The organism is Anaerosporomusa subterranea (assembly GCF_001611555.1).
GTDB lineage: Bacteria > Bacillota > Negativicutes > Sporomusales > Acetonemataceae > Anaerosporomusa > Anaerosporomusa subterranea.
This window is the reverse complement of sequence record NZ_LSGP01000017.1, coordinates 712,482-739,255: the sequence shown is the minus strand read 5'-3', so window position 1 is coordinate 739,255 and position 26,774 is coordinate 712,482. Positions and strand designations below refer to the sequence as shown.

The window sequence follows — 26,774 nt, the reverse complement described above, 5'->3', positions numbered from 1 at the left end:
ATCCCCCTCGTCGTTTATCGCCTTATATCAACACTGCCTCTCACAATAAGTTCAGGCTCCAAAATAATATCCTCAATTGCGTCAGACAAGCCTTGTAACTGACGAAGCAATTGCACTGCCGCCAATCTTCCCATTTCATATGCGGAAAAACCGACAGTGGTTAGCGGCGGATTGGTAATCTCTGAGAAAATAATATTATCAAAACTGACTAACGACAAATCCTGCGGCACGCTCACATTTTTCCGTCTCAGTTCATTAAGGACTCCGTATGCCGTCATATCATTGATGACAATTACAGCGCTAGGCCTGACTGGCGATTCTATGAATTCTCTGGCTAAGTCCTGGCCGTTTTCAAACTCATAAAAAATCCCATTTGTTTCAAATTCCGTATTCGTCACATAGACCCAGTCTGGATTAATCAGTAAGTTATGGAACCGAAGTGCATGTTTGTAGCCGTTAAAAGTTAGTTTTCGGTTCATTCGCGTCAATGGCGCCGACATGAATCCAATATCACGGTGGCCTTTTTGCAGCAAATGATCTACCGCCAACATACTAGCTTTTTCATAATCAACAGTCACCCGGCTGAAACCGGATCCAGATGCCGCTTGGTCGAATATAACTACCTTGAGACCTTGATCGATATGTGCTTGCAAGTAGCCAGGGGTTTCGCCGATCGGCGAAATAATCAAGCCTTGAACCTGTTTTTGTCGCAACAACTCCACATATTTTCTTTCTTTGTTTTCATCACGCAGGGAATTACACAAAAACAGACTATATTCCTGATCATTAAGAACTTCTTCAATGCCTGCGAGCAGCAACGAATAGAACGGATTTGATACCGTTGGTATAATCACACCGATGTCATTGCTAGTGCAATTTTTCAAAGACCGACTGATAAGGTTTGGGGTATAGTTCATTTGCCGGGCTGCTGTGACTACCCGCTCACGAAGTTGAACGCTGACCGGGTAATCGACATCACGCAAAACCCGAGAAACAGTCGCGGTTGACGTCCCGACCTTTTTTGCTATTTCCTTAATCGTAGGGCGGTTATGTTCTTGTTTCACAAGTCTCACCTATTCCATAGTAAACGTTTACTTTTTATATCATTATACTAATTGCTAAAAAATCCTGCTCATATGCTCATAATTTTCTAAATAATTACGCATATTTGCCTATTATATATTTATTATGCTATACGAATCCGTTTTATTATTTGAATAGTAATGAGCACTACAATTTCTCTGAAACTAGTTCTTTTTCAAGACTCGGACTCACGTTGAATCCTCTTTTTGCATATATATAATCACCACCATCGAGGAGGGGAGTAGAATGGACGAACGGTATTCTTACCTGCCGCCCAACTGCATCAAGCCGCCGCCACCGCCATGCATTGTTGTACAGCAGGTGATTGGCGAGGAGGATGTTCAGAAGGTCATCGAGATCTGCTTAGTGGTTCCCAAGCACAAGCCGGCGATTGAGCAGGTTGTTGATGTGCTTGTCAAAAAGTTGTGTATCACCGATGTTGAGATTATTCCGCATAAAGTGATTGTTCGCGGTCATTTTGAGTTAAAGGCTCTCTATGTCGCCTGTCTGCCATCACAGCCGGTGCACGCTGTGGAAGCACGGCATGTGCGTTTTACCGCTGCCGCCCATATTCCTGGCTGTACTTATGGAGCTGATGCAGATGCGCACGCTACTGTCGAATTTATTGATTACTCGATGCGCAAACACCATTTACGCAAACTCCGCGCAAGTTACAAAATACCTGCATGGAAAAAACAGCCGCATCACCATAAAGATGACTGTGATTGCAAGCCGGATTGGCACGATGATGATTGCCATGACTATGATGGTCATTACCATGATTGTCACGATCACGATTGCCACGATCATCACAAACCAGATTGCCATGATGGTTGCAAACCGTCTTGCAAACCTAAACCGAAACCCTACAAGCCTTCCCGCGGTTGCCGCGAAATAGACGCCACAGTTATTATTCGAATTTGCGTCAAAGTCATGGTAGACCGCCAAATTATGCTATATGCGGGCGGCGGGCTACCCAACGCGCATCATTTACCATACGGCCAACTACCTTATCAACCGAAAGGCTGACGATGAACACGAGCGGCACTAACGACACACGAGCGACACAAAACGGAGGATGTCCTTAGTGGCGATAGTGTCGTCTCGTGGCGATAGTGTTCCGTTCGTTGCGCTACAAGGCTTCAGAAGACCTCATAACTTTATACGCTTAAAGGAAGATCGCCGCACTTCGCTCGCGATGACAACCCGTGTCATCGCGAGTAAAGCGCGGCGATTTTCTTCCTGCTTTGCATTCTTTGACTTAGCAGTCGAGCGACCTTCCCACTTTTATCACCCGGCAAAGCCGAGCTGCTGCTGCCTCTAGTAATTCTGTACCGCCAAGTATACAATCTTCAAGTGCCATCGGTCCTGGTACAATACTCATTACCGCATCAATACCTTGAGCCAACACGTCATCTGCGCCATCTCCTAGGCCACCGGACAAGCATATCACAGGCTTCCTGAACTCTTTGGCGATCTTCGCAACGCCGACCGGTGCTTTGCCGAAGGCTGTCTGAAAATCAGTTCGCCCCTCACCAGTGATGACGAGATCTGCAGCTTCAACCATGGTTCGGAAACCAACTGTTTCTAGCACGATCTCCACTCCCGGGCGTAACGCCGCAGCGGTGAAGAATAGCAAACCCGCGCCTAAGCCGCCAGCTGCGCCAGCGCCTGGCAATCGGGCGACATCACGGCCAGTTGCTGCCTTTGCCGCATTAGCATAGCAAGCCAAAGCGCTGTCAAGCTGCTGCACCATATCCGGCGTAGCCCCTTTTTGCGGCCCATATACCGCCGATGCACCACGCGGACCACAAAGCGGATTATCCACATCACAGGCAACCAACAGAGTAACTTCAGACAAGCGAGGATCAAGACCGGACAGGTCAACGGTGGACAGGTTAGCCAGCGCAGCACCGCCTTCAGGCAAGTCTTGGCCTAATTTGTCAAGGAAACGAGCCCCTAACGCTCTAGCCATCCCTGTCCCGCCATCATTCGTAGCACTGCCGCCGATACCGATGATAATTTTCTTCAATCCCCGGTCAAGCGCTGCTTTAATTAATTCACCAGTGCCATAGGTAGTAGTCAATCGCGGATCTCGCTTCTCCTTGGACAGCAGGGGCAAGCCGGATGCGGCTGCCATTTCGATGACTGCAGTTTCCTCATCAGCCAAGACGCCCCAGTATGCCTCTACCGGCTCACCTAGTGGCCCGACGACCGTTTGTTTGATAATTTGACCGCCTGTGGCAGCGACCAGCGCCTCCACCGTACCTTCTCCACCGTCAGCAATCGGGACTTTTATCACCACTGCATCAGGGAATACTTGCCGAATGCCGCGTTCCATCGCCTCAGCCACACCTAGTGCTGACACACTGCCTTTAAACGAATCTGGGGCTACCACAATACGCATAGAATCATCCCTTTCGTATAGTCGTCCGCCTAAATTCTATTCGCTGGATAAGCTACTCATGCCGTTCGAGTACAACTACGCAAACCATTCTACGCTAGAACAACAAATTCCTTTTGCCCTGGAAAAAGAAAAAACCGTCGTTACATATGAGACTTAGCGGCGGTAGTAGTTCTAAAAATTCATTAGCATCGCAAAAGCTGCAGTCTTGTGAACACTTAGCCATTTTCATTCTTCATCTACGTAACCTAGGGCGTTCAGAAGGGTTCATATGTTGTTACATATGAGATTCTTGCTACCCTGTTGCGCATAGGCTGGATAGCATCACTAGGCAGCTCCGTGGGCCCAGTCGCGACGCGTACGTCGGGTACGCTAGTAATGGGGCCTCGGAGATAACAACGGCACGAGCGCCATGCCATCCATGGCGCGTTCGGCACTAGCGCATCCATGCGCGTCGCAGATGGGCCACGTACTTGAAGAGCCCGATGATTAACACTCCAATACAGTTCCGATAAACGCTGGCACAAATTTTTCGCCAAACATAGCTTGCAGTCGTGTCATCATTGCAAAGCCGGTGCAGTGGTTGGCAGCGACAAAGTTAGGGGCAAAGCTTGCCAGCGCATCAAGGGTTGCATCCTGGCGTTCAGGTGATGCGGAGCCAAGATGGGTACCGCCAATAATGCCATGCAGTTGTTTACAGCCAGTCACTGCCAGTCCATACTTGATAATATTAATTAAACCGCTGTGCGCGCAGCCGGTAATCACAGTTAATCCATTTTCTCCAGCATAGAACAAACTCATATCATCAGTCACGATATCTTCGGCTCCTGTTTCATCGACAAACCCTGTATCTGGTGTTTCGAAGGAAGTCTGACGCAGCACAGGTCCGCTTATCCATAACTTCTCAGTTAACTGGCGTGGCTGATCGACCAGACAAAAATCTGCCCCCATTGATTCTAGCATTTCTCGCGCGTAGGGAACCCCGATATAGCGTTGTACCCCGCCGGAACGGGAATAACGCCGCATAAAGATACCTGGCGCCATATAGACAGGCAGTGTTTTACCGGCTTGCGCCAGCATCGCAACCAAGCCGCCAGTGTGGTCATAATGACCATGACTGACGATAAACCCTTCAAGTTGTCCAGGTGTCACACCGAGAAGTCCAAGGTTATAAAACGCGGAATCAGTCTGCCCTGCGTCCATCAACCAACGCAAACCAGCATGCTGGATCAACAGAGATAGGCCGTGTTCAGCCCGAAAGGATTTCTTGCTGCCAAACGCAATACAGTTGTCCAGAACAACAGTAATCTTCATCCTTCACCTCAACGCTCAATGATCGAATACAAATTGTTCAAATGCTTCCGCCACGCCATCGTTGTCATTAGCGCTAACTACAGCCTGGGCCTGCTGCTTTACTTGATCTGGGGCGTTGCCCATGGCTACTCCCCATCCCGCATATTTAATCATATCCAGATCGTTAAACGAATCCCCTACTGCCATAATCTCCTCGCGGCTAATCCCTAGCCGTTCAGACAAAAAGGCAAGCGCTGTCCCCTTATTGACGGCAGGATTTACCATTTCAAGATAAGTAGGCTTTGACACAGCCAGATAGAGGAGATCACCAAAGCGTGCTTGCAGTGTCTGCTTCATGATCGTCACCTGATCCGGTTCCGCCATAGCCAACATCTTTGACGGGGTCTGCAGCCGAGTATAAAAAACATCTCCCAGCACCGTCGCTGATACCTTAGCCAACTGCTCATAATAACGAACCTTGTCATTCATCTCAGCCACATACAAAACATCATCAACATAGGTCTGAATATACCAGCCCTTCTCCCGGAACAGAGCCAACACCTCACCGGCAATATCGGCTGCAATCGGCCGGTCAAGCAGCGTTTCACCTGACAGAGCACCTCGAATCAAAGCCCCATTATACGTGATCAGGGGCACGTCCAGCCCCAACCCCTCAGCAAATGGCCGCGCCGACCGAAACATTCTTCCTGTCGCGATCGTCACCGTCACTCCCTGCGCCATCGCGCGCCGAATCACTTCAGCGTTCCGTGGTGAAATTACAGCTTGCTTATTCAGCAATGTATCATCCATATCCAGAGCTACAAGCTTAATCATGAATTCACTTCCATTTCCATTAAATCCGAGATCTATTTTTTCAACGTTTGTCGTCCCTCGATGTTTAGCATCAGCTAAACGAGATTCCCCAAGTACTTCTCTACGTATTCCGCTATCTCCTCCGTGATTTAGGGCGTTCAGAGGCCCCAGATGCTAGGCAGCCCCGTGTCCCCCGCGGCGCCGCGTACGTTCGCAGGTACGCAAGCAAGGGGGACACGGGGCTAATTGCGCAACTCTTGACGCTTTAGCGCCTTAGAGTTGGCGGCATACCCTTTACGGGTGCAACGCAGATGGGGTCTATCAACGGCCAAAATCACCGGTCTTGGATGGTTTTGGTAAGTGCTATACTACAAACCGTCAAAAACACTACACCCATCAGCGGCGAAAAAACGCCTGAAATCTGATAGCCCGGAAGTGTTGTTACCACTGCCAGCGGTGCAAAAATATTGGTGGCAACTGTGAAGCCTCCCAGCGTCATACTATTCAAGGGCGCGGAAAGCGCTGACAGCATCGGACGAATGGAAGCATTCGCAAAACCAATGATCGCTGACCCTAACAGCGTTCCGCCAAAGGTATCGACAAAAATACCGGGAAGTTCAAAGACAACAAGAACTAGCAGCGCAGCATTGATAATAATGCGCAACAGAAAACCACTCATAGACTGCCCTCCGAAATACGAACAGTGTCGTTAGGTATAGTATGTCGTGAAAACTCTTCTAGTACGAATATATTATATCCGTGTTGGGCCTGTCTGACAATACGAAGTAATAAATAGTATTACACCGTTGCTTAGACTGGTTGTTTTTCTAGCTTTAATAATGCTGATTTCATATCCAGTCCGCCGCCAAAGCCAACAAGACTGCCATTTGCGCCAAGCACTCGATGGCAGGGAATGATAATAGGCGTGCGATTATTGTGCAGTGCCCCGCCAGCAGCCCGTGCCGCCTGCGGCGTACCAACCGCCATTGCTGCTTCACCATAAGTTCGGACTTCGCCGTATGGTATCGCCGCGGTGTAGCGCAAAATAGACGTCCGAAAGGGTGTATAGCCATTCCAGTCAACTACAGTGGTAAACGTAGTCAGTTTTCCTATGAAATATGCCTTCAGTTCTTGATCAAGTAAATTCACTGCTTTGCCTGTTGCCTCGGTGCTAACAAGCGATAGCAAGGAACTCTTTGCCGCCTCTGGGGTAGACAGGGGAAAGGTCAATTCCCAAAGTCCGGTCGTCGACCAAGCAGCTGCCACATATCCCCAAGCTGTATGGTGCAATGACAAGGTATTTAGCATCATTATTGCTCCTTAAAGACAAATTACGTCTTCTGAGACATCCGTCACTCTCGCCGTTCCAGTCAAAACCATCGCCGCTATTAACTCACTTTTTATTTTGGCGAGGACTGTCGCTACGCCTTCCGCCCCGCCGCCGACCGCGCCTTGGGCTAGGGGACGTCCAATCAATACAGCATCTGCGCCAAGAGCCAACATTTTCAGCACATCTGCGCCGCTGCGAATACCGCCGTCAACCAAAATTGTCATCTGGCTTTCCGCAATAGCTTCAGCAATATAGGGAAGAACCTCAGCCGTGCCTGGCGTATGGTCAAGCGCCCGTCCGCCGTGATTCGACACCACGATCGCGTCAGCTCCGGCGTCACGGCAGGCTTCAGCCTCATCAGCAGTCATAATGCCTTTCACAATGAACGGGATCGCGGTATGACGTTTAATATATGCCAAGTCTTGTTTAGTCTTTGGACCAACCGGTTGTCCAGCGTTAGTCATGTTGACCAGAGCGGCTGCATCAATGTCAATGCCAAAAGCAATTGCGCCCGCTGCTTCGGCTCGCTTCGCCAGTTCAACAATCTTTTCCGTCTCGCGCGGCTTGATAATTGGAATTGCCATACCACCGGAATCGCGAACAGCAGCTAGACCAGAATCAAAGACAATAGGCACCGGGCCGTCGCCAGTCATACATACAGTGCCCGCCTGCCGGCAGCCGCTAACAACTGCTTGTGCATAATCCGACTCTGTCATAGCGTTGTTCATGTTTAACGCAATGCCGCCGATAGCTGCGCCGATTACTGGTAAAGTAAGCTGATGACCAAAAAGGGAATAAGATGGGTCTGGCTGACATACTGCATGAACTGTCCGCAAACTCAGCTTTACCTCTGCCAGTGCGCTGACATTGTTACGAAACGAAGCTCCGGTAGCTAAACCGCCCATTCCCGGCACTTCACTGGCGCAGACCACCCCATTGCAGACCGGGCAAACCCTGCAGGCGCCTTTAAAGTTCTCGCGCGCAGTGGTACGTAATGTTTTCCAATCCATATATTATCCCCCCGTTCATCGTCATGACGTATACATTCTGAACGGCCACAAAAAATCCTGCTAATGCATGATTTTTTGGTTTTTGGTCCAAGCTATCCGTGAAAAGAAATCATTTTATCGCTAGCGAGGAGGAAACCGTCATGACTATGATGGATAAGGTTAACGCCAAAGCTCATAGCGTTACCAGCGCTATGTTTGACAGAGAAGCTCCCAGCTATCTGGAAGCAACTGCCGCCTATAGCATCATCGCCCAAGGGCGAATGAACAGCTCCGTATTGAGTATTATGTATAACCATGCCCGTGACCCTGAGCTTAGGCTATTGGTACGTGAAGCCCTAGAGGAACAAAATAAAGCGACAATTGAAGTGTGTGAAAAGATACTGCAGGATAATGGCGGCGAACTACCGCACTTCTATTTTCAGGAACGCAAACTACAGGCTACGCCGCTTGACATCCCGCCTGATGCCCGGATGACTGATGAAGAAATTGTGTTAGGACTCGCCACCATGGCCAAAGCCGCCCAAATGGCTATCCTGTCTGCACTCCATCAGAGTTATCAGCCCAATATCGCTATGGGCTACCATAAGCGTCTAGATGAAGGCCTAGACTTTGACTTCCGCATCCTGCAGTTAGCGCTCAATCGCGGCTGGCTGCCACACCTCGACAAAGTCAAACACTAACCAACCCCGGGTCAGGGCAGCAATGCTGTCCCACCCTCCATACACTCCTCTATGCTGCCGGGGATAACCATCCCCGGCCCTTTTTCTTCCTGCGGACGTTGATAAGGGCCCATCTGCGTTGTTACTCCTGTGCGCGTTCGCTCTGCGTACTTCCAGTACGCCGCCGCTCACGTGCTCGTCACGCCTAGCATATGGGCCCTTCTAAACGCCCTCGGGAACGTAAATCAAAAAAAGAACCCCTCTGCGGCACAAAAGCCAGCAGTGGGGTTCTTCGTCCTAGTCTTCGTCGCACCCAAGGGCGTTCAGAAGGGCCTAGATGCTAGGCGCACTCGAACACTCAGCAGCGCCGCGTACGGGGGTACGCAAGCAATGAGTTTTCGGGTGCAACAACGCAGATGGGTCCTTATCAACGCCCGATTAAGCTTTGGAGAATTGGTCCTTGCCGACTCCGCACACCGGGCAAACCCAGTCTTCAGGAATGTCGGCAAACTTGGTGCCTGGGGCAATACCGGAATCAGGGTCACCGACCGCCTCATCATAAATATAACCGCAAACTTCGCAAACCCATTGTTCCATATTTGTCACTCCAATCTGTATAATCTATATCGGCCGTTGGCACTAACCACCGGCTAATACCCGCTACCAGAGCGTGTAAAAACACGCAACCCTAAAAAAGAGAGGCTGTTAGAAAATGTCCAGATGCTAGGAACAGCGAGGCTTGCGCCGCGCCGTGTACATAAAGGTACGCAAGCAAGCAAACGTAGTCGTGACAACGCAGATGGGCGTTTTGTAACAGCCTCTACCAGCGTCGGCTCGAGCCGCCTCCGCCGCCAGATCCACCACCAAATCCACCACCGCCACCTCCGCCACCGCCTTTACCACCACGCAAAAGCATAAATAGCAGATAGGTAATGCGACCACCGAAAAATATCCAGTCAATGATGACAAGCCCCAGCAGGCCAGCCCCCAGCACGATTTTCAGCCACCACGGAAGATCATCCCATCCGCCTGACTGTTGCGCTGGACGCGACTGTGGCCCAGGACGGGCGTCTGCTTTCAACTCCAGATTATACTCTTTGGCAACCTCGCCAGCTATGGCCAGATAACCGTTTAATACCCCTTTATCATAATCCCCTGTTTTGAAATAGGGAATCATATATTCATCTTGGATACGCCCGGTCTTTGCGTCAGGCAACCTTCCTTCAAGGCCATAGCCTACTTCGACACGGGATTGCCGATCACCTGTAGCCACTAGCAGCAAAACGCCATTATTTAACTGTGCATCACCAATGCCCCACTGCCGCAGCATTGCCAGCGCATATTCTTCCAGCGCCGCTCCCTCTATCGACTTTACAGTAACGACTACTACCTGTGCCTTTGTCTTTTGCGCCAAGTTACTGCTTAACGACTGAATGCGAGACTTTGTTTCACCAGATAATACTCCGGCATAATCTTGCACATAAATGTTCGTTGTCGGCTTCGGCGGGATCTTAGGTTCCGCAAACGCTACCGTGCCTGACACCAGGAACAGCGCAAGCATTAGCCAGACCAGCCACTTTTTCATCTGTCGTTCACCACCTCAAAGCCGGCTGCTTAAGTTACAGTCTTAAAGAGTTAAGGAACTCGTTAACCACAGAGTACGCAGAGTAAGCAGAGGTACCCGCAGAGGGCTACGTTTTTTTATAGAACTATCACTCTAAATCCTCTGTGTACTCAACGTTCCCTCTGTGTACTCTGCGGTAAAACGCCCCTAGTCTCCTAACCGCGCCGCTAAAATTTAACCTGCGGCACCTGTTTTGCCCCTTCCTCAGCTTTGAAGTATTCCTTAGGGCCAAAGCCCATCATACCGGCAAACATATTGGTTGGGAACGAACGGATCTTCGTATTAAAACTCTGAACAGCATTATTATAATCCTGGCGAGCAACCGCGATGCGATTCTCGGTGCCACTGAGTTCATCCATCAATTGACGGAAGTTAGCGTCAGATTTCAACTGCGGATAGTTTTCCACAACCACCAACAACCGGCTCAGTGCGCCATTCAATTCACCATTGGCCTGCGCCTTAGCCGCTGGCCCATTCGCGCCTGCCAGCTTTGAGCGTGCATCAGCCACTGATTGAATGATTTCTTTTTCCTGCGCCGCAAATCCTTTAACTGTATTCACTAAATTGGGAATCAAGTCAGAGCGCCGCTGCAGTTGGTTCTCAATTTGGCTCCACTTACCATTAACCGATTCATTGGCCCCGACCAAGCCGTTGTAGCTGGAAAAGCCAAACACAGCCAACAATGCCACAACAACCAAAATAATTATCGTTGTTTTGTTCATACCACAAATAACCTCCTATGTCTTTCACTAAAAATGTGACAAGATCGCAATTTTGCCACGCTTCGATTATACCATATTCTGCCCAATAACGCGATGTTAGCCGCATTGCAAAAGAAAAAATGCCAGGCAGGACGCGAAAAGCAAGAAGATCGCCGCGCTTCGACCCCGAATGCTATGCCATCCATGGCCGTCATCGCGATGACAGTCCTTAAATTGTCATTGCGAACGGAGTGATGCAATCTTCTCCCGCTTTTATATTTTCAGGTCGCTCCGTACGTTGCTTACGTCGTTCTCTAACGTACTCCGCCACAACCCCTAAAACCGTTCAGAAGGGCCCAGATGCTAGGCGGCCCCGCTGACCCTGCAGCGACGCGTACTGGGATGTACGCTAGCAATGGGTCAGCGGGGCCAACAACGCAGATGGACCCTTATCAACGGTTTTAACGTAAAAGGCTTGTAACGATCTTCTCTCCGGCATACAGCCCGTCCCCACAATCGCTGCAACCAACCGGTTACAGAGAAGTGTGACAACCGACAGACACCTTTGACCGACTGCCGCAGATACCTACAGGAGATACTACAGCTCACTGGCTGAAGCAACCCTGTGAACTAGGTTCTACAGAACCTGCGACAATCTTGGCTCGACCACGACCCATCCGCGCTGTGAGAGAACGAACTACGTCACGCACAGACTAAGTGGACAGGGAACAGTCTTCCCGCTGACAGACGCCGAACCGTGAATCCGACGGCTATCGTTGGCCGAACAAGGCCAGAACTCACGCTCCGACAATGCTCTTGGCTCGACCGATACAAACCCTTTACACTAAATAGTATGGCAATGAATCCAGCCTTTAACCCATGAAATAAGTGGAATTCTAGAGAGCGAAGCACGCTAACTGCAGAGTGCGGTGTAGGAACAACCCACTGTTCCTGCCCTCTCTCGGAAACTCGAAAAGGGCTACTATAATCGCCGCACTGCTTTCCACTCATCCGGCGTATTGATATTTTGCAGCATCAACAATTCGCGGTTAAACGGTAGCAATTCCTCAGCAGCAACTGTTCGCACACGAACAATTGACAAAAGTTCACTCATTCGCAGACGCCCTGCCTTAAGCTGCGATCGAATCACCGGCAGACAGGTTGTTTGATAGGCCGCATACAGCGGGTGCCAGCGATTGTCGACCAGCGGCACGGCGGCGTCAACGCCGTTTGCAGCCTGACTAATATAGGATACAGACCCAGCATCGAGAAATGGCATATCACAAGCGACAACAAAACACAATCCTGGCTGAGCAGCGGCTAAACCGGCTTCCAATCCGCCAAGTGGGCCGCAGTCTGCATACCGATCTGCTACAACGCGAACAGCAGGAAAGCGAATATACCTCAGCTCATTGCTGACCACGATCAGTTCAGCACAGACAGTTGCCAAGACAGTTAACTGTCGGTGCAGAATATCGCTGTCTCCCCATGTCAAAGAAGCCTTATCACTGCCCATGCGGCTGGATTTACCACCCGCCAGAATGATCCCGCTAGGCCTAGGAACGAGATTCCGCGAGAATAGAGCCCCCATTCTATCATCACCCCCGTGTTGGCTTTTCACGGAAAAATCGATATACAGCCTCGGCGGCGGGGAGGGTCATACCGGGAGTCTGCGCCAGTTCCTCAACAGTCGCTGCTTTCATTTTCGCCAAACTGCTGAAATGATCCCACAACGCCTTACGCCGTTTCGGGCCTATACCGGCAACGTGGTCAAGCACTGACACCATGTTGCGTTTAGCCCGCAATTTGCGATGATAGGTTATCGCGAACCGGTGGGCCTCGTCTCTCACACGTTGTACCAGATACAGAGCCTGCGAATGACGCGGCAAAATGACCGGATCGCTCTCGCCCTCACGGAAAATATGTTCAAACTCTTTCGCCAGGCCGACCACCGGCATCGTTAAACCTGCTCCCCGGATAATCGCCAGAGATGCGTTCAGTTGCCCCTTGCCGCCGTCGATAATCACCAAATCAGGCAACCCGGCCAGGTCTGAATCAATATAGCGACGAGACACAACCTCCTGCATCGAGCGAAAATCGTCAGGCTTGCCCTCAACTGTTCTTAACTTAAAACGTCGATAGTCACTTTTCTTGGCCTCGCCATGTTCAAATACGACCATCGAAGCAACCGTTTCCGCCCCTTGAATATGCGAAATGTCAAAACACTCGATTCGGACCGGATCGCGGCCAAAACCTAAATAGCGGCCTAGTTCAGCAACCGCTCCTGTTGTTTTGGCCTCTTGGCTTTCGGCCTTTGCCTCCTGGGCTGACAGAGCCTCTGCCGCATTACCCGCAGCCATCGCCAGCAGGTCCTTTTTTGTCCCCCGTTTAGGGATTGCCAATTCTACCTTGCCTTCTTTTTGTTCATTCAGCCAGCCACTGATCAGTTCATGGTCAGCCAACGGAAACGGCAACAGAATCTCGCGCGGAATAAAGCTCGCCTGACTATAGTATTGCTGGACAAACGCGCCCAGGACGGCGGCATCATCTTCCTGTTCACTGCCTGACAGTAAAAACCGCTCTTGCCCCACCATTTTTCCCGCCCGGATGAACAGAACCTGCACACAAGCGCCAAAAGCGGAACGCGCCAACCCAAGAACATCATGATCACCTGATCCGGTGACAATATTCTGCTTCTCTGTTACCTTGTCGACCGCCGCCAATTGATCACGAAGCAGAGCCGCTTTTTCAAACTGCAAGTCGTCAGCGGCCTGTTCCATCTGTATGCGCAAATTACGGGCAACCGCATCACTGCGCCCCTCTAGAAACAAACATACCGAATGGATCATCTCGCCGTACGTTGCCATATCGACTAGTCCGGCGCAAGGCGCCTGGCAGCGTTTAATATGAAATTGCAGACAAGGCCGCGGCACGTCCATACTACGGCAAGTCCGAATTGGAAACAGGCGCCGCAATAGGCGAATCGTCTCATGCATGGCGCCCGAATCTGTGTAGGGTCCAAAGTAACGCGCCCCATCCTTTTGCACCCGTCGCGTCGGAAATAAGCGGGGAAATTCCTCGTTGACCGTTACTTTGATATAGGGAAAGCTCTTATCATCCCGTAGACTGATGTTGTAACGCGGATGATGCTTTTTGATCAAATTGCATTCTAAGATCAGTGCTTCAATTTCCGAGGCGGTAATCACGGTCTCGAGATCCGCGATCCGCGAAACCATCGATTTAACTTTCGGCGAATGATTGCGGCTCGATTGAAAATAGGAACGAACCCGATTCTTCAGGTTAATCGCCTTACCGACATAAATAATCTTGCCTTGTGCATCTTTCATCAGATACACGCCAGGACGGTCAGGCAGAGCTGATAGCTTCTCGGAGAGTTCCAGATTATCTGTTATATCCATACGTCACCCCGGATGAAGAAAAGTAATAACCTATTATTCATACCTCTAGTATACCATTGCAACGAGCCCAAAAAAAGTAACGTCCAGAAGTTCTAGACGTTCAGACTGTGATAAACCTATTTGCAAGGGCTTTCAGAAAGGTCCAGATACTAGGCGGCCCTGCGGACCCAGCAGTGACGCGTACTAAAGGGTACGCTAGCAATTGGTTCGCGGGGATATTGCGCAACTCTTGGCGCTTTAGCGCCTTAGAGTTGGCGGCATACCCCTTGCGGGTGCCAACGTAGATGGGCCTTTATCAACGCCCTGACGCTGTTGATAAGCCATCTACTGGTTAGTTGCTATCAGCTAAAGCCAGTAAATTTTCGCCAACCATCCTTACTCCATCAAGCATTGCCGCTAAATCTTGCGTAGCCTTTGCTTGTTGTTGAGTGATCGCATTGCTATTTTCGACGTTCTTCTGAACGTACTCGACTGAGTTGCGAAATTTATTCACCATTTCGCTGATCGTACGGGCAGACTGATTGCTTTCAGCCGCCAACTTGCGCACCTCTTCGGCTACTACCGAGAAACCCCGCCCGTGTTCACCCACTCGCGCTGCTTCAATCGCGGCATTTAATCCCAGTAAATTCGTCTGTTGAGCAACACGCCTAATCACATCTACTATTTCGGTGGTATTATTGGCTTCTCTAGAGGCTGTTTTGGCAATGTTGTCTGTCTCTTGGCTTGTTGTCGCGAGTTCTTGGGAAGATGCTGCCAATTCTTCTACAGCAGCTGCAGCCTGCTCGAGAGCGGTATACATACTGGCCACATGACGCTGAATTTGTTGTGCCTTTTCTTGTTCCCGTATTCGCTCAGCTTCTTGCGCACTGGCTATTTTAACAGCATCATTGATTGATCGTTTAATTGAATCCGAACCCGATTCAAGACTCTCAACTACCATTCCATACTCTTTCGCCATTTTAGCGGCAGCATTATCGCCAACAATACCGCTAACCCCCACCTTGGATAGTTGTTCCATCATCTTTGGCAAAGCATCTGCGTTCTGCCACGGGCGCATAAAAATATCAAGTTCCGTGACATGGAGGTCCCGTTCCACGACTGCGAGCACACTTTGGTGCGCTACAACCGCTATTTTCTTTACTCCCGCAATAGCAACTCTTTGAACTGGATCAAGAATATCGCATATTGTAGCCGTAATTTCGATTACTGTTTTGCCGGACAACTGCCTCAAAGCTTGAGCCGTCCCACCACGACTGATCATAATCTTCGCATCAGGATAGGAGAGAGCTACCGATTTCGCGTCCCCCATATTGCTCGTTACAATATCCAGACTTATCCCCATCGCAGCAGTAATCTGTTTAGCCTCTTCCGCCATCTTCGGTGAAGGCGCAACAAAAAGAATCGGTTCTATAGTGATCGCCCCCCTCGTCATCATTTCTCCATTAGGTTCTACCCTTTCCTCATATGGCAATTATATCCTAAATCTTCTTTTACGTACACAAACTAATTACATAATTCCGAATTCATTGTCGATTTTTCGCTAGATAAAGAACTGCCCTAAGCTTTTAGGCAGTTACTTATCTAGCATTTATGCTTGAATTACCAACATGTCGAAAGGGATCAGCCGCAAAACATTTGCTGCTGATCCCTCCGTATAATGACCTGTTTTACTTCGCGTTCTCCAGTTGCTCTTTAATCAGTGGCTTTATGCCGCCGCTCGCTAAGATATTCATTACGTACTCGGACATTGGCTGAGCCTGGGCGGTTGCGCCTGTCGTTTCATTCACAACTCTGCCTGATTCGACGTCAACGCTTACAATATCTCCATCATTAACTACCTTGCTGATATCTGGACAAACAAGCAGTGGTACACCCAAATTAATTGCATTACGGTAGAAAATGCGGCCAAACGAATCGGCCAAGATCGCCCCAGCACCTACCGCTTTTAAGGTAATTGCAGCATGCTCACGGCTAGAGCCGCAGCCAAAGTTTGTTGAGGCAACGATGATGTCGCCCTTTTTAAACTCCTTGACGAAGTTGGGGTCCGCCCCTTCCATCGCGTGTTTCGCGACATCCTCGACATCAGTTAACTCGACGAACCGCCCCGGATAGATTTGATCAGTGTCGATATTCTCGCCAAATACAAATGCTCTGCCTTTAGCTACTTTTTCCATCATGCAACACTCCTCAGTCAAGATATTGGGAAGGATCAACAATTTTACCTTCTAGCGCAGCGGCAGCTACGGCAGCTGGCGAACCAAGGAAGATTTCCCCTTTGGTATGGCCCATACGGCCAGGGAAGTTGCGGTTGGTAGAGGAAATACAGGTTTCGCCTGATGCCAACATCCCCTGATGAGTGCCAAGGCATGACGCACAGCCTGGTGTTACAAAAGTCGCGCCCGCCTCAATCAGAGTTTTCATATAGCCTTTTTCCATTGCTTCCAGCAACACGCCGCGAGAAGCAGGAACTACCACCAACCGAGTACGGGGATTAATCTGTTTGCCAGCCAGAATTTTAGCCGCAATCGCTAAATCCTCAACCCGTCCGCCGGTACAGGATCCCAGATATGCCTGATCGACTTTCCGGCCGATATATTGCGTGACATCAGCTACATTATCCACGCTAAACGGTGCTGCTACTTGTGGCTTCAGCTTGGATACATCAAAGGTATGTTCAGCTGCATACTGGTAACCTGGATCAGTTGTCACGATTTCATAATTCCTGGTTACTTTTTCCTTCAGGAATTCCATGGTAATCTCATCAGGCTGAATGTAGCAGGTCTTCGCACCCATTTCAGTCGTCATATTGCAAAGTGCCATCCGTTCTGACACACTTAATTGCTTTAGCGTGGAACCGGTAAATTCGACAGCTTTATAAACGGCATAGTCCGCGCCGAGCTCGCCAATGGCATGGAGAATAATATCTTTTGCATAAACGCCCTTTGGCAGTTTGCCTTCAAAGTTGATGCGAATCACCTCAGGCACCCGGAACCACAACTTGCCGGTAGCTAAAATAATCGCTAAATCGGTCGCGCCAACACCAGTTCCGAAGGCGCCAAACGCACCATGGGTCGTCGTATGCGAATCAGTTACCACAATAAGTTCGCCGGGATATGACAATCCACGGTCTGCCAAAACCTGATGGCAGACACCTTCGTTAATGTCCATCAACAGATCGATTCCCTGATCCCAGCAAAATTCGCGGAACTGTTTTTGATTGTCAGCTTGAACAATTGAGGAAGCGGGCGCATAATGATCAAGGAACATAATCACTTTACTGGGATCATGAACTTTTACGCCGCCCATCTCAAAAAAGGAGCGTACGGTTTGCAGGTATAGGTCATTGATACCGGCTAAGTCGACTACACAGTTCACAATTTCCCCAGTGACCACCGATTCTTTTCCTGCCGCTTTGGCCAGGATTTTTTCAATTGCGTGCATGATAACCCTCCTCTAAATATGTCCTCATTTTGATTTTACCACAAACCCAGGACTTTCCACCAGAAAGATCCGATTCCCACCCAAATGATCATATTGATAACAGAAACCATGAAACCTAACTTCCACCAAGTTCCCTGGTCAACATAGCCTGAGCCGAAATAAATGGGAGCCGGCCCTGCCGCGTAATGGGTAAGAGACATGCAAAGATTGGACATAAACGCCAAGGCCAAAGCTACTAAGTATGCTGGTGCGCCTGCGGCCACAGCAACAGATGCAAACGCAGCATACATTGCTGTAATATGCGCCACTAGGCTGGCAAATCCATAGTGTGCATACATGTAAATGACAAGCAGTACAATAAATGCTTGCATCCAAGGAACTCCAACTATGCTAGCACTTACGGCTTTTGCAAACCAAGGAATAAAGCCCAGCTTGGCTAAGTAATCAGCCAGACCGATTAAGGCACCCATCCAAATAAGCGTGTCCCACGCTCCCTTCTCGTCAAGGACATCCTTCCATTCCAAAACCTTTGTCATCATCATAATAGAAACTGCCAGCATCGCGACAACGGTCGCATCAATCTTTGTAAATTGGGAGGTGCTCCACAATACCAGTGCGCCAACAAACACAGAGGCAACAATTTTCTCACCCAACGACATAGCACCCATTTGTGCAAGTTCTTTCGCCGCTAGTGTCTTAGCTTCCGGGGTATGGGTTATCTCCGGCGGATAGAATTTATACAGGAAGTAGGGAACAACGATGAGCGATATGATTCCAGGTACGATCGCTGCAGTAGCCCACAACCCCCAACTGATATTGATATTAAGTGTTTTTGAAGCCAATAACGCGATTAGCGGGTTACCCGCCATCGCAGTCATGAACATGGCCGAAGTGATCGTGTTCCCTTGATATGCAGTTTGTATCAAGTAAGCACCCACTCTTCTAGCCGATGGTCCGGGTTCGGAATCAAAGGCAGCAGATAGGCTCTTTACAATTGGGAATAGGATTCCGCCAGCACGAGCTGTATTGGAGGGCGTTGCGGGGCTTATAATTAAATCACTCAAAGCAAGCGTATATCCCAATTTCAATGTGCTGTCACCCATAGAGCGGATCAACATGTAAGCGATACGTCGTCCCAAGCCAGTTTTGATGAAGCCCTTAGCAAATAAAAAGGCTGAAACGATAAGCCAAATCGTGCCATTGCTAAACCCGGACAGCGCCTCCGCTGGCTTCAATACTCCCGCCAATGCGGTGAAAGTTACACTTAAAAATGCTATCGCCCCAATGGGCAATGGTTGCAAAATAAAACCCAAAATAGTTGCCACAAAGATCGCCAACAAATGCCAAGCAGCAGGCTTTAAACCAGCCGGTACAGGCAAAAACCAAATAACTGCGCCAACGGCAAGAACGATAAGCCCACGAGTCAAATTATTCACTAACTCAACCTCCCCATTCTGATAGTACTCTGTTACTTATTGCAAGAAGCGTGCCATCGTTAATTATCAGTATTTTCACCTTATTTTTAAGACATTGGTCAGATCATTTTACAGCCCTGCAACATTTTTTGCTTCATATTTCAAAAATAACGTTTCAATACGTTGCACCATTCCATGAATCCGCTATTGATTCTTTCAAACAAATTTCAAGGTCCATCATTTCCCACTGTTGCTATCTATCACTTAACCCCTTATAATCAAATCAAAAACGTTGCATAGTGTGGCAATGGGAGGCAAGTCATGTCGCGCATAGCCTTTTTAGCTCCGGATATCAGTATGTTTGAGAGAGCCCACGAGTTATTTCAGACTCAGCACAGTGACATTCATATTGAAAAAGGTCTGCTCAGCGAGGGTGTTGCTATCGCCTCATTTCTTATTGCAAAAGGCACAGAAATTATCATCACTCGCGGTGGAACCGCCTCCGCTCTAAGAAATGCTGGGCTTGAAGCAACGATTGTCGAGATTCCCATCACCGGGTTTGATATTATTCGTACCGTTGAGAAGGCAAAGTTGCATGGACGAAGTATCGGAGCAGTATCCTTCCCGTCCATCCTTCACGGCATTGACTTTCTGGGTCCAATTTTAGGCGTAGATATCCGCTGTTTTCCCATTCATGCGGAAGACGAAGCAGATGGCCAAGTCTTGCAAGCTTTCCGTGACGGCGTAGATGTCGTTATTGGCGGCTTTATTACAGGAAGAGCTGCTCAAAAACACAACTATCCCTTCGAGTTGATTGATAGCGGCGCAGAAGGGATTCTGCAAGCGGCGCAGGAAGCAAAACGAATTGCGCATGCACGCAGCTTAGAAAAAACAAAGACCAGCCTGTTTCAGGCAGTCCTTGATTATGCATATGAAGGTTTCATCCTCGTGGATGGCGAGTATCGCATTAGCTTTTTTAACCCAATAGCAGAGCGTATCCTTGGCATGGATAGCAGCAAAGTGATTGGAAAAAGAATTACCCATGTATGGCCTGAGTTGAACTTAGCGCAAGTCATGCATACCGGAAAAGATGAGTTAGGGCAAATTCTAAAAATTAATGAAGTTGATGTCCTCTGCAATAAAGTAGCTATCATCGTAAATGACAGATCTGCCGGCGCTGTAGCCACCTTTCAAGATGTAACCCAGATCCAACAGATGGAGGCTCGGGTACGTCGTCGAATTTACGCTTCCGGCCATGTGGCACGCTTTCGCTTTGATGACATTATCGGTACAAGTGCTGTAATAAAACAAACAATCGAATTAGCGAAAGAATTCTCCCTGACCCAGTCATCGATTATCATTTTAGGAGAAACAGGCGTTGGCAAGGAGGTGTTTGCTCAGAGTATCCATAACTATAGCGACCGCCGCCAAGGTCCTTTTGTTGCTATCAACTGTGCGGCGCTACCTAGCCAAATACTAGAAAGCGAACTCTTTGGCTATGTGGGAGGAGCTTTTACTAGCGCCAACCCAAAGGGCAAACCAGGGCTGTTTGAATTAGCGCATGGCGGAACTATTTTTCTTGATGAAATTAGCGAAATGGAGTATCCCACACAGGGCAAATTGCTACGGGTGTTACAAGAGAAAAAAGTGATGCGTTTAGGTAGTGACAGCGTTATCCCGGTCGATGTTCGAATCATAGCCGCCTCAAACAAGAACTTGAAGACTCTTGTAAATGAGAATAAATTCCGGTCTGATCTGTATTACCGTTTAAATGTTCTGCAACTGCGAATTCCACCGTTGCGGGATCGAAAAGACGACATTAAATCCCTCGCCCAGTTTTTCTTAGAGGAGCACGCAGGTATTGTAAAACGCCACCTGAAGCTGGGATCTTCCGCAATTCAAACACTCACCCAATACCCCTGGCCTGGCAACATCCGCGAATTACAAAACAGTATTGAGCGGATAATCGCTGTTCACAAGCACGAAATCATCAATGCAGCGATCATTAATTTAGTTCTTGAAGATCAAGACAATAGCAATCCGCTGAATGCTAGCATACTGCCGAATGAAGTAGAAGAAATTCGCAAAGCGCTCGCTTTGACCAAAGGAAGATATGCAGAAGCTGCAAAAATACTTGGCATAAGCCGCTCTACTCTCTGGCGCAAACTCAAACGCCTAGGTTTAAATTAAGCGAGACAGGGGCCGGTTCTTTGCATCATTAATGATGCAAAGAACCGGCCCCCTTCTCGTTACTTCGCGCTCTTTCGAGATGCTCGTCTATAACAGTGGCTTCAAAAACTTCCCTGTATACGAAGCCTCAGTTGCCGCAATCTCCTCAGGTGTGCCTTTGGCGACTACCATGCCGCCGCGCTGGCCGCCTTCTGGTCCAAGGTCGATACAATAGTCGGCTGTTTTGATAACATCCAGATTGTGTTCGATGACGACAACGCTGTCACCGCCGTCCACCAGCCGCTGCAATACTTCGAGTAAACGGTGAATATCGGCTGTGTGCAGGCCGGTTGTCGGCTCATCCAAGATGTACAGCGTCTTGCCTGTGCTGCGTCTGGCCAATTCTGTGCTGAGCTTGACCCGCTGCGCCTCACCACCTGACAGAGTGGTTGCTGGTTGGCCCAGCTTGATGTAACCAAGGCCGACATCCTGCAAAATTTGCAGTTTTCGGTTAAGCTTAGGAATGTTCCGGAAAAACTCAACCGCTTCGTCAACTACCATATCCAGTACCTGCGAAATCGTCTTGCCTTTATAACGCACTTCCAAGGTTTCGCGATTATAGCGAGCCCCTTTGCAGACTTCGCAGGGGACATAAACATCTGGTAAAAAGTGCATTTCAATCTTGATGATGCCATCACCTTTGCAGGCTTCGCAACGGCCGCCCCGCACGTTGAAACTGAAGCGACCTGGCTTGTAACCTCGCATTTTCGCTTCTGACGTTTGACTGAACACCTCGCGAATCGTGTCAAACAGGCCAGTATAAGTCGCTGGATTGGAGCGTGGCGTGCGACCGATCGGCGACTGATCAATATCAATAATCTTGTCAATATACTCAAGGCCATGAATGGTGTCATGGTCGCCCGGGCGCTGCCTGCCGCCATATAGCCGGTTGGCCAGTCCCTTGAACAGGATCTCATTCACCAGCGTACTTTTGCCAGATCCGGACACGCCGGTAACGGCAGTGAACAAGCCCAATGGAAACGCCACATCAATATTTTTTAAGTTGTTTTCTCTCGCTCCTGCCACTGTCAGCCACTTACCATTCGGTTGGCGTCTGACCTCCGGCACAGGGATCTTCTTCTTGCCTGACAAATATTGGCCGGTAATCGATTCTTCAACAGCGATAATATCAGCAATCGTTCCCTGGGCCACCACATGCCCACCGGCCGCTCCGGCCATCGGTCCGATATCGATAATATGGTCAGCAGCCCGCATCGTGTCTTCATCGTGTTCGACCACTAGCAAAGTATTCCCCAGGTTGCGCAGTCGTTCGAGTGTTGACAGCAGTCTTTGGTTGTCGCGTTGGTGCAGACCGATACTGGGCTCGTCCAAAATATAGAGCACGCCAACCAAGCCGGAGCCAATTTGAGTGGCCAGCCGGATACGTTGCGCTTCACCGCCGGATAGAGTGCCTGCCTCGCGATCAAGTGAAAGATAATCCAGACCGACATTAATCAAAAAACCCAGCCTGGCCTTAATTTCTTTGAGTATTTGGCGGGCAATGGTTTGTTCACGCTCAGTTAATTGCAGGTTCTCAAAAAAGTCATATCCATCGGCAATGGTCAACCGAGTCACATCATAGATGTTTTTCCCACCCACTAACACTGACAGAGACTCTGGCTTCAGTCTGGCTCCTTTGCAGGTAGGACACGGTTTGGAACTCATAAATTCTTCGATTTCTTCCCGCGACCAGTCTGAGTTGGTCTCGCGGTATCTGCGATTCAACAGCGGCACCGCGCCCTCGAAGGCGGTATGGTAGGTCCGCTCTTCACCATACATATTTTCATAAGTAAAGCTGTAACGCTTCTCGCCATCGCCAAACAGGATGATCTGCTGCATGTCTGCCGGCAAACTGTCCCAGGTATTGTAGAGGGAAAGACCGTAGGCATCAAGAACGGCCTCAAGCTGACACATGAAATAGGAATTGGTATTCTTCGATAATGGCGCAATCGCCCCGTCAATCAGCGACTTAGTGGCATCAGGCACAACCAGCGAAATATCAATCTCCATATTGTTACCCAAGCCGGTGCAATCCGGACAGGCCCCAAAAGGGCTATTGAAGGAAAACATACGCGGTGCGATCTCGGGCAAACTGATGCCACACTCGACGCAGGCAAAATTCTGGCTGAAGGTCAGTTCCTTGCCATCGGCCAGCAGTGCAGATACCACACCTTTTCCCAAGCGCAGCGCGGTCTCGAGCGAATCGGCCAAGCGGCCTTCCACAGCATCGCGGATAATAATCCGATCAACCACAACATCAATTGTATGTTTTTTATTCTTTTCCAAGCTAATATCATCCGACAGCTCACGGATCTCACCGTCCAGCCTGACCCGCACAAAGCCATCTTTGCGAATATCCTCAAGCACCTTTTGATGCTCGCCCTTTTTACCGCGGATAATGGTAGCAAGAATCGTTAGACGAGCGCCTTCTCCCAGAGCCATCAGTTGATCAACAATCTGCTCAACCGTCTGCTGGGTAATCGGTTTACCGCATTTCGGACAATGCGGCCGACCAGCGCGTGCGAATAACAGGCGCAGGTAATCATAGATTTCCGTTACCGTACCGACTGTCGAGCGAGGATTACGGCTAGTTGTTTTCTGATCAATAGAAATTGCTGGTGATAAGCCCTCGATGTAATCAACATCCGGCTTGTCCATTTGTCCAAGAAATTGGCGGGCATAAGCCGACAACGACTCAACATAGCGTCTCTGCCCCTCAGCGTAGATCGTATCAAACGCCAGCGACGATTTGCCCGATCCGCTCAATCCAGTGATGACGACCAATTGGTCGCGCGGGATCTCTATATCAATATTCTTTAGATTGTGCTGCCTGGCGCCTTTGACAATGATTTTGTTTTTATCTTTCAATTTCTTTGCCTTTCTTCACCTTGTTGTTACGAACATACATTCTCATTATATACACACATGTGTTCGCAAGTAAAGGGGATAGTCAGATTTTTATATTATTCACTTTGCAATGTTTGTACGCTTTGTGTTAAACGCAGCTCCATCTAAGAATTTCACAAATTCCATACATCACGTCATAAGCAAGCCCGGGTATTTATCATCGCGAGCGAAGCGTGGCGATCTTCCCTGACTTTTTCGTTCCCTTTTCCTTCGTCTTCGCCGTCCCCAGACTCACGCCAAACTTCTGCCGAAGTTCAACAATCATATCGCGCAATTCAGCTGCTCGTTCAAATTCAAGTTGTTTGGAGGCTTGACGCATTTCTTTTTCCAGATTGACCAAGATATCCTGAGCCTCTGGCGCAGTCATCTTACTCCAGCGGTCAGCCGTATAGGGAGCTGCTTGTTCCGCAACTTTAGTGGTTTCAATTAAATCTTTGACCCGTTTCTGCACCGTCTGGGGCGTAATGCCATGTTCAATATTATAGGCGGTCTGCACTTCCCGGCGGCGGTTGGTTTCATCAATTGCCCGACGCATCGAATCGGTAATCCGATCAGCATACATGATAACCCGTCCATGCACATTACGGGCAGCGCGACCGATGGTTTGAATCAGCGAAGTGTCAGAACGTAAGAAGCCCTCTTTATCAGCATCGAGAATCGCGACAAGCGAAACTTCTGGCAAGTCTAGGCCCTCGCGCAGCAGGTTAATGCCTACCAGCACGTCAAATACGCCTGCCCGCAAATCACGGATAATCTCGCCGCGTTCGATGGTAACAATCTCTGAGTGCAGATAGCGTACTTTGATACCCATTTCCTTGAAATACTCAGTCAGATCTTCAGCCATCTTCTTGGTCAGAGTCGTCACCAGGGTTCGTTCGTGGTTAGCGACCCGTTCTTTGATTTCACCCAATAAATCATCCATCTGACCTTGAATCGGACGAATATCAATCTCCGGATCAACTAGCCCGGTCGGGCGAATAATCTGCTGGGCGACCTGACTGGCTGCCTGCAGTTCATAGGTAGCAGGAGTAGCGGACACGTAAACAATCTGATTGATCCGTTCGACAAATTCATCAAACATCAGCGGTCGGTTATCAAAGGCAGACGGCAGGCGAAAGCCATGCTCAATCAGATTTTCCTTGCGAGAACGGTCGCCGGCGTACATGCCGCGAACCTGCGGCATAGTAACATGCGACTCATCGACAACAATCAAAAAATCCTCAGGAAAATAATCCACCAGCGTAAATGGCGACTCGCCCGCCTTCCGGCCAGTCAGGTGCCGCGAGTAATTCTCGATGCCGCTGCAATAACCCATCTCCAGCATCATTTCCAGATCATAATTCGTACGTTGCTCCAAGCGCTGCGCTTCTAATAGCTTATTATTCGCTCGCAGCCAAGCCAAGCGTTCAGTTAGTTCAGCCTCAATATCGACAACCGCTCGCTCCAGATTTTCGCGAGAGGTGACAAAGTGAGAGGCCGGGTAGATGGCAATATGCTTGCGTTCAGCCAGAATTTCTCCTGTCATCGTATCTACTTCAAGAATCCGCTCGATTTCATCGCCAAACATCTCAATCCGGACAGCCCGCTCCGCATAGCCGGCGGGAAATACCTCGACCACATCGCCGCGCACGCGGAATTTACCACGGACAAAATTTACGTCATTGCGTTCATATTGGATAGCAACCAGTTTGCGCAAAATGTCATCCCGGTCGCGGGTCTGACCCTGCCGCAACGAGAGCACCAAGCCGCGGTATTCGTCAGGCGAACCCAAGCCATAGATGCAAGACACGCTGGCCACAATGATCACGTCGCGCCGTTCAAACAACGAGCTGGTCGCCGAGTGGCGCAGTTTGTCAATCTCATCATTAATTGACGCGTCTTTTTCGATATAGGTATCCGTATGCGCAATATACGCTTCCGGCTGATAATAGTCATAATAACTAACAAAATACTCAACCGCATTGTTGGGAAAAAACTCTTTGAACTCACTAGCCAACTGAGCAGCCAGTGTCTTATTGTGGGCAATAACCAAGGTTGGTTTTTGCACTCGCTCAATCAGTTTAGCAATCGTAAACGTCTTGCCTGTACCGGTCGCCCCCAAAAGCACCTGAGCCCAGTCGCCGCGGTTTACTCCGGCGACCAACTCTTCAATTGCCCGCGGCTGATCGCCGGTCGGGACAAACGGAGCCTCGACTTTAAAAGGGACGCCGCCTTCTTGATATATTGTTTTTAGTTTAGGCACAACCGCCATGTAGCTTCACCTACAATCACCAAACCGGTGTGTATTGAATATTAGAGATAATTACTATTATAAGATAGATTACCTTGAATGAAAAGAAAAATTGACATCCTGTAAATACATTCCACATAGGCCCTGCCATAGCCGAGCCCTCAGATAGAGATAAGGCCTAGCTCCCCCGCCTTTCAAAAGGCTAGATTGCTAGGC

The 26,774-nt window shown here is 49.2% G+C and carries 21 protein-coding genes; 3 read left to right on the top strand and 18 right to left on the bottom strand.

Annotated features, from left to right (window positions below):
- Nucleotides 1–14: 14 nt before the first annotated feature.
- On the bottom strand, nt 15–1,064 hold the full coding sequence (locus tag AXX12_RS10845) for a LacI family DNA-binding transcriptional regulator (RefSeq protein ID WP_066242177.1): 1,050 nt from the start codon (nt 1,062–1,064) through the stop codon (nt 15–17).
- A 265-nt stretch (nt 1,065–1,329) separates the two neighbouring features.
- On the opposite strand from AXX12_RS10845, the gene AXX12_RS10840 reads away from it, so the two are divergent.
- Nucleotides 1,330–2,112 (top strand): DUF3794 domain-containing protein, encoded by a 783-nt coding sequence (locus tag AXX12_RS10840; RefSeq protein WP_066242174.1) that lies wholly within the window; start codon nt 1,330–1,332, stop codon nt 2,110–2,112.
- A 232-nt stretch (nt 2,113–2,344) separates the two neighbouring features.
- On the opposite strand, the gene AXX12_RS10835 is transcribed toward AXX12_RS10840, so the two are convergent.
- The 6 genes from AXX12_RS10835 to AXX12_RS10810 all read right to left on the bottom strand — a co-directional run bounded on the left by AXX12_RS10835 (nt 2,345) and on the right by AXX12_RS10810 (nt 7,933).
- Nucleotides 2,345–3,490 (bottom strand): glycerate kinase, encoded by a 1,146-nt coding sequence (locus AXX12_RS10835; RefSeq protein WP_066242172.1) that lies wholly within the window; start codon nt 3,488–3,490, stop codon nt 2,345–2,347.
- Between the two features lie 486 nt (nt 3,491–3,976).
- A complete protein-coding gene (locus tag AXX12_RS10830; protein WP_066242170.1) occupies nt 3,977–4,801 on the bottom strand; it encodes an MBL fold metallo-hydrolase in 825 nt (274 codons plus the stop codon).
- Between the two features lie 15 nt (nt 4,802–4,816).
- Nucleotides 4,817–5,614, bottom strand: a complete 798-nt coding sequence (locus AXX12_RS10825) for a Cof-type HAD-IIB family hydrolase (RefSeq protein WP_066242167.1) — start codon at nt 5,612–5,614, stop codon at nt 4,817–4,819.
- A gap of 313 nt (nt 5,615–5,927) precedes the next feature.
- Nucleotides 5,928–6,272 (bottom strand): phage holin family protein, encoded by a 345-nt coding sequence (locus tag AXX12_RS10820; protein WP_066242165.1) that lies wholly within the window; start codon nt 6,270–6,272, stop codon nt 5,928–5,930.
- Nucleotides 6,273–6,403: 131 nt separating this feature from the next.
- Nucleotides 6,404–6,904, bottom strand: a complete 501-nt coding sequence (locus tag AXX12_RS10815) for a methylated-DNA--[protein]-cysteine S-methyltransferase (RefSeq protein ID WP_231881866.1) — start codon at nt 6,902–6,904, stop codon at nt 6,404–6,406.
- A gap of 9 nt (nt 6,905–6,913) precedes the next feature.
- Nucleotides 6,914–7,933, bottom strand: coding sequence for an alpha-hydroxy-acid oxidizing protein (locus AXX12_RS10810; protein ID WP_066242158.1), 1,020 nt, complete (start codon nt 7,931–7,933; stop codon nt 6,914–6,916).
- A 140-nt stretch (nt 7,934–8,073) separates the two neighbouring features.
- On the opposite strand from AXX12_RS10810, the gene AXX12_RS10805 reads away from it, so the two are divergent.
- Nucleotides 8,074–8,613: a DUF3231 family protein gene (locus AXX12_RS10805; protein ID WP_066242156.1), complete on the top strand. Its 540-nt coding sequence runs from the start codon at nt 8,074–8,076 to the stop codon at nt 8,611–8,613.
- 417 nt (nt 8,614–9,030) lie between these two features.
- Here the strand turns inward: AXX12_RS10805 and rd are convergent, their stop codons facing one another.
- The 9 genes from rd to AXX12_RS10760 all read right to left on the bottom strand — a co-directional run bounded on the left by rd (nt 9,031) and on the right by AXX12_RS10760 (nt 19,204).
- Nucleotides 9,031–9,189, bottom strand: coding sequence for a rubredoxin (rd, locus tag AXX12_RS10800; protein WP_066242153.1), 159 nt, complete (start codon nt 9,187–9,189; stop codon nt 9,031–9,033).
- Between the two features lie 223 nt (nt 9,190–9,412).
- Nucleotides 9,413–10,177, bottom strand: coding sequence for a TPM domain-containing protein (locus AXX12_RS10795; RefSeq protein WP_066242152.1), 765 nt, complete (start codon nt 10,175–10,177; stop codon nt 9,413–9,415).
- Between the two features lie 206 nt (nt 10,178–10,383).
- On the bottom strand, nt 10,384–10,938 hold the full coding sequence (locus tag AXX12_RS10790) for a LemA family protein (protein ID WP_066242151.1): 555 nt from the start codon (nt 10,936–10,938) through the stop codon (nt 10,384–10,386).
- 961 nt (nt 10,939–11,899) lie between these two features.
- Complete coding sequence (gene mobA / locus AXX12_RS10785) at nt 11,900–12,508, bottom strand: molybdenum cofactor guanylyltransferase (protein ID WP_066242148.1); 609 nt, start codon at nt 12,506–12,508, stop codon at nt 11,900–11,902.
- A 7-nt stretch (nt 12,509–12,515) separates the two neighbouring features.
- A complete protein-coding gene (uvrC, locus tag AXX12_RS10780) occupies nt 12,516–14,336 on the bottom strand; it encodes an excinuclease ABC subunit UvrC (protein ID WP_082816807.1) in 1,821 nt (606 codons plus the stop codon).
- A gap of 331 nt (nt 14,337–14,667) precedes the next feature.
- A complete protein-coding gene (locus AXX12_RS10775) occupies nt 14,668–15,771 on the bottom strand; it encodes a PrpR N-terminal domain-containing protein (protein ID WP_197470693.1) in 1,104 nt (367 codons plus the stop codon).
- Between the two features lie 232 nt (nt 15,772–16,003).
- The gene (locus tag AXX12_RS10770) at nt 16,004–16,510 is read right to left on the bottom strand and encodes a 3-isopropylmalate dehydratase small subunit (RefSeq protein ID WP_066242147.1); all 507 of its coding nucleotides are present in this window, start codon (nt 16,508–16,510) and stop codon (nt 16,004–16,006) included.
- A 13-nt stretch (nt 16,511–16,523) separates the two neighbouring features.
- Nucleotides 16,524–17,777 (bottom strand): 3-isopropylmalate dehydratase large subunit, encoded by a 1,254-nt coding sequence (locus AXX12_RS10765; protein ID WP_066242145.1) that lies wholly within the window; start codon nt 17,775–17,777, stop codon nt 16,524–16,526.
- 35 nt (nt 17,778–17,812) lie between these two features.
- A complete protein-coding gene (locus AXX12_RS10760) occupies nt 17,813–19,204 on the bottom strand; it encodes an anion permease (RefSeq protein ID WP_156478657.1) in 1,392 nt (463 codons plus the stop codon).
- A gap of 309 nt (nt 19,205–19,513) precedes the next feature.
- Here AXX12_RS10760 and AXX12_RS10755 point away from each other — a divergent pair, with 309 nt between their 5' ends.
- The gene (locus AXX12_RS10755; RefSeq protein ID WP_066242141.1) at nt 19,514–21,382 is read left to right on the top strand and encodes a sigma 54-interacting transcriptional regulator; all 1,869 of its coding nucleotides are present in this window, start codon (nt 19,514–19,516) and stop codon (nt 21,380–21,382) included.
- A gap of 87 nt (nt 21,383–21,469) precedes the next feature.
- Here AXX12_RS10755 and uvrA read toward each other — a convergent pair whose 3' ends face one another.
- Together uvrA and uvrB are read right to left on the bottom strand one after the other, a co-directional pair.
- Nucleotides 21,470–24,289 carry an excinuclease ABC subunit UvrA gene (gene uvrA / locus AXX12_RS10750; protein WP_066242139.1) on the bottom strand — a complete coding sequence of 940 codons (2,820 nt, stop codon included), beginning with the start codon at nt 24,287–24,289 and terminating at the stop codon, nt 21,470–21,472.
- 196 nt (nt 24,290–24,485) lie between these two features.
- Entirely contained in the window at nt 24,486–26,579 is a 2,094-nt protein-coding gene (gene uvrB / locus AXX12_RS10745) for an excinuclease ABC subunit UvrB (protein WP_066242136.1), read from the bottom strand.
- Nucleotides 26,580–26,774 lie beyond the last annotated feature (195 nt).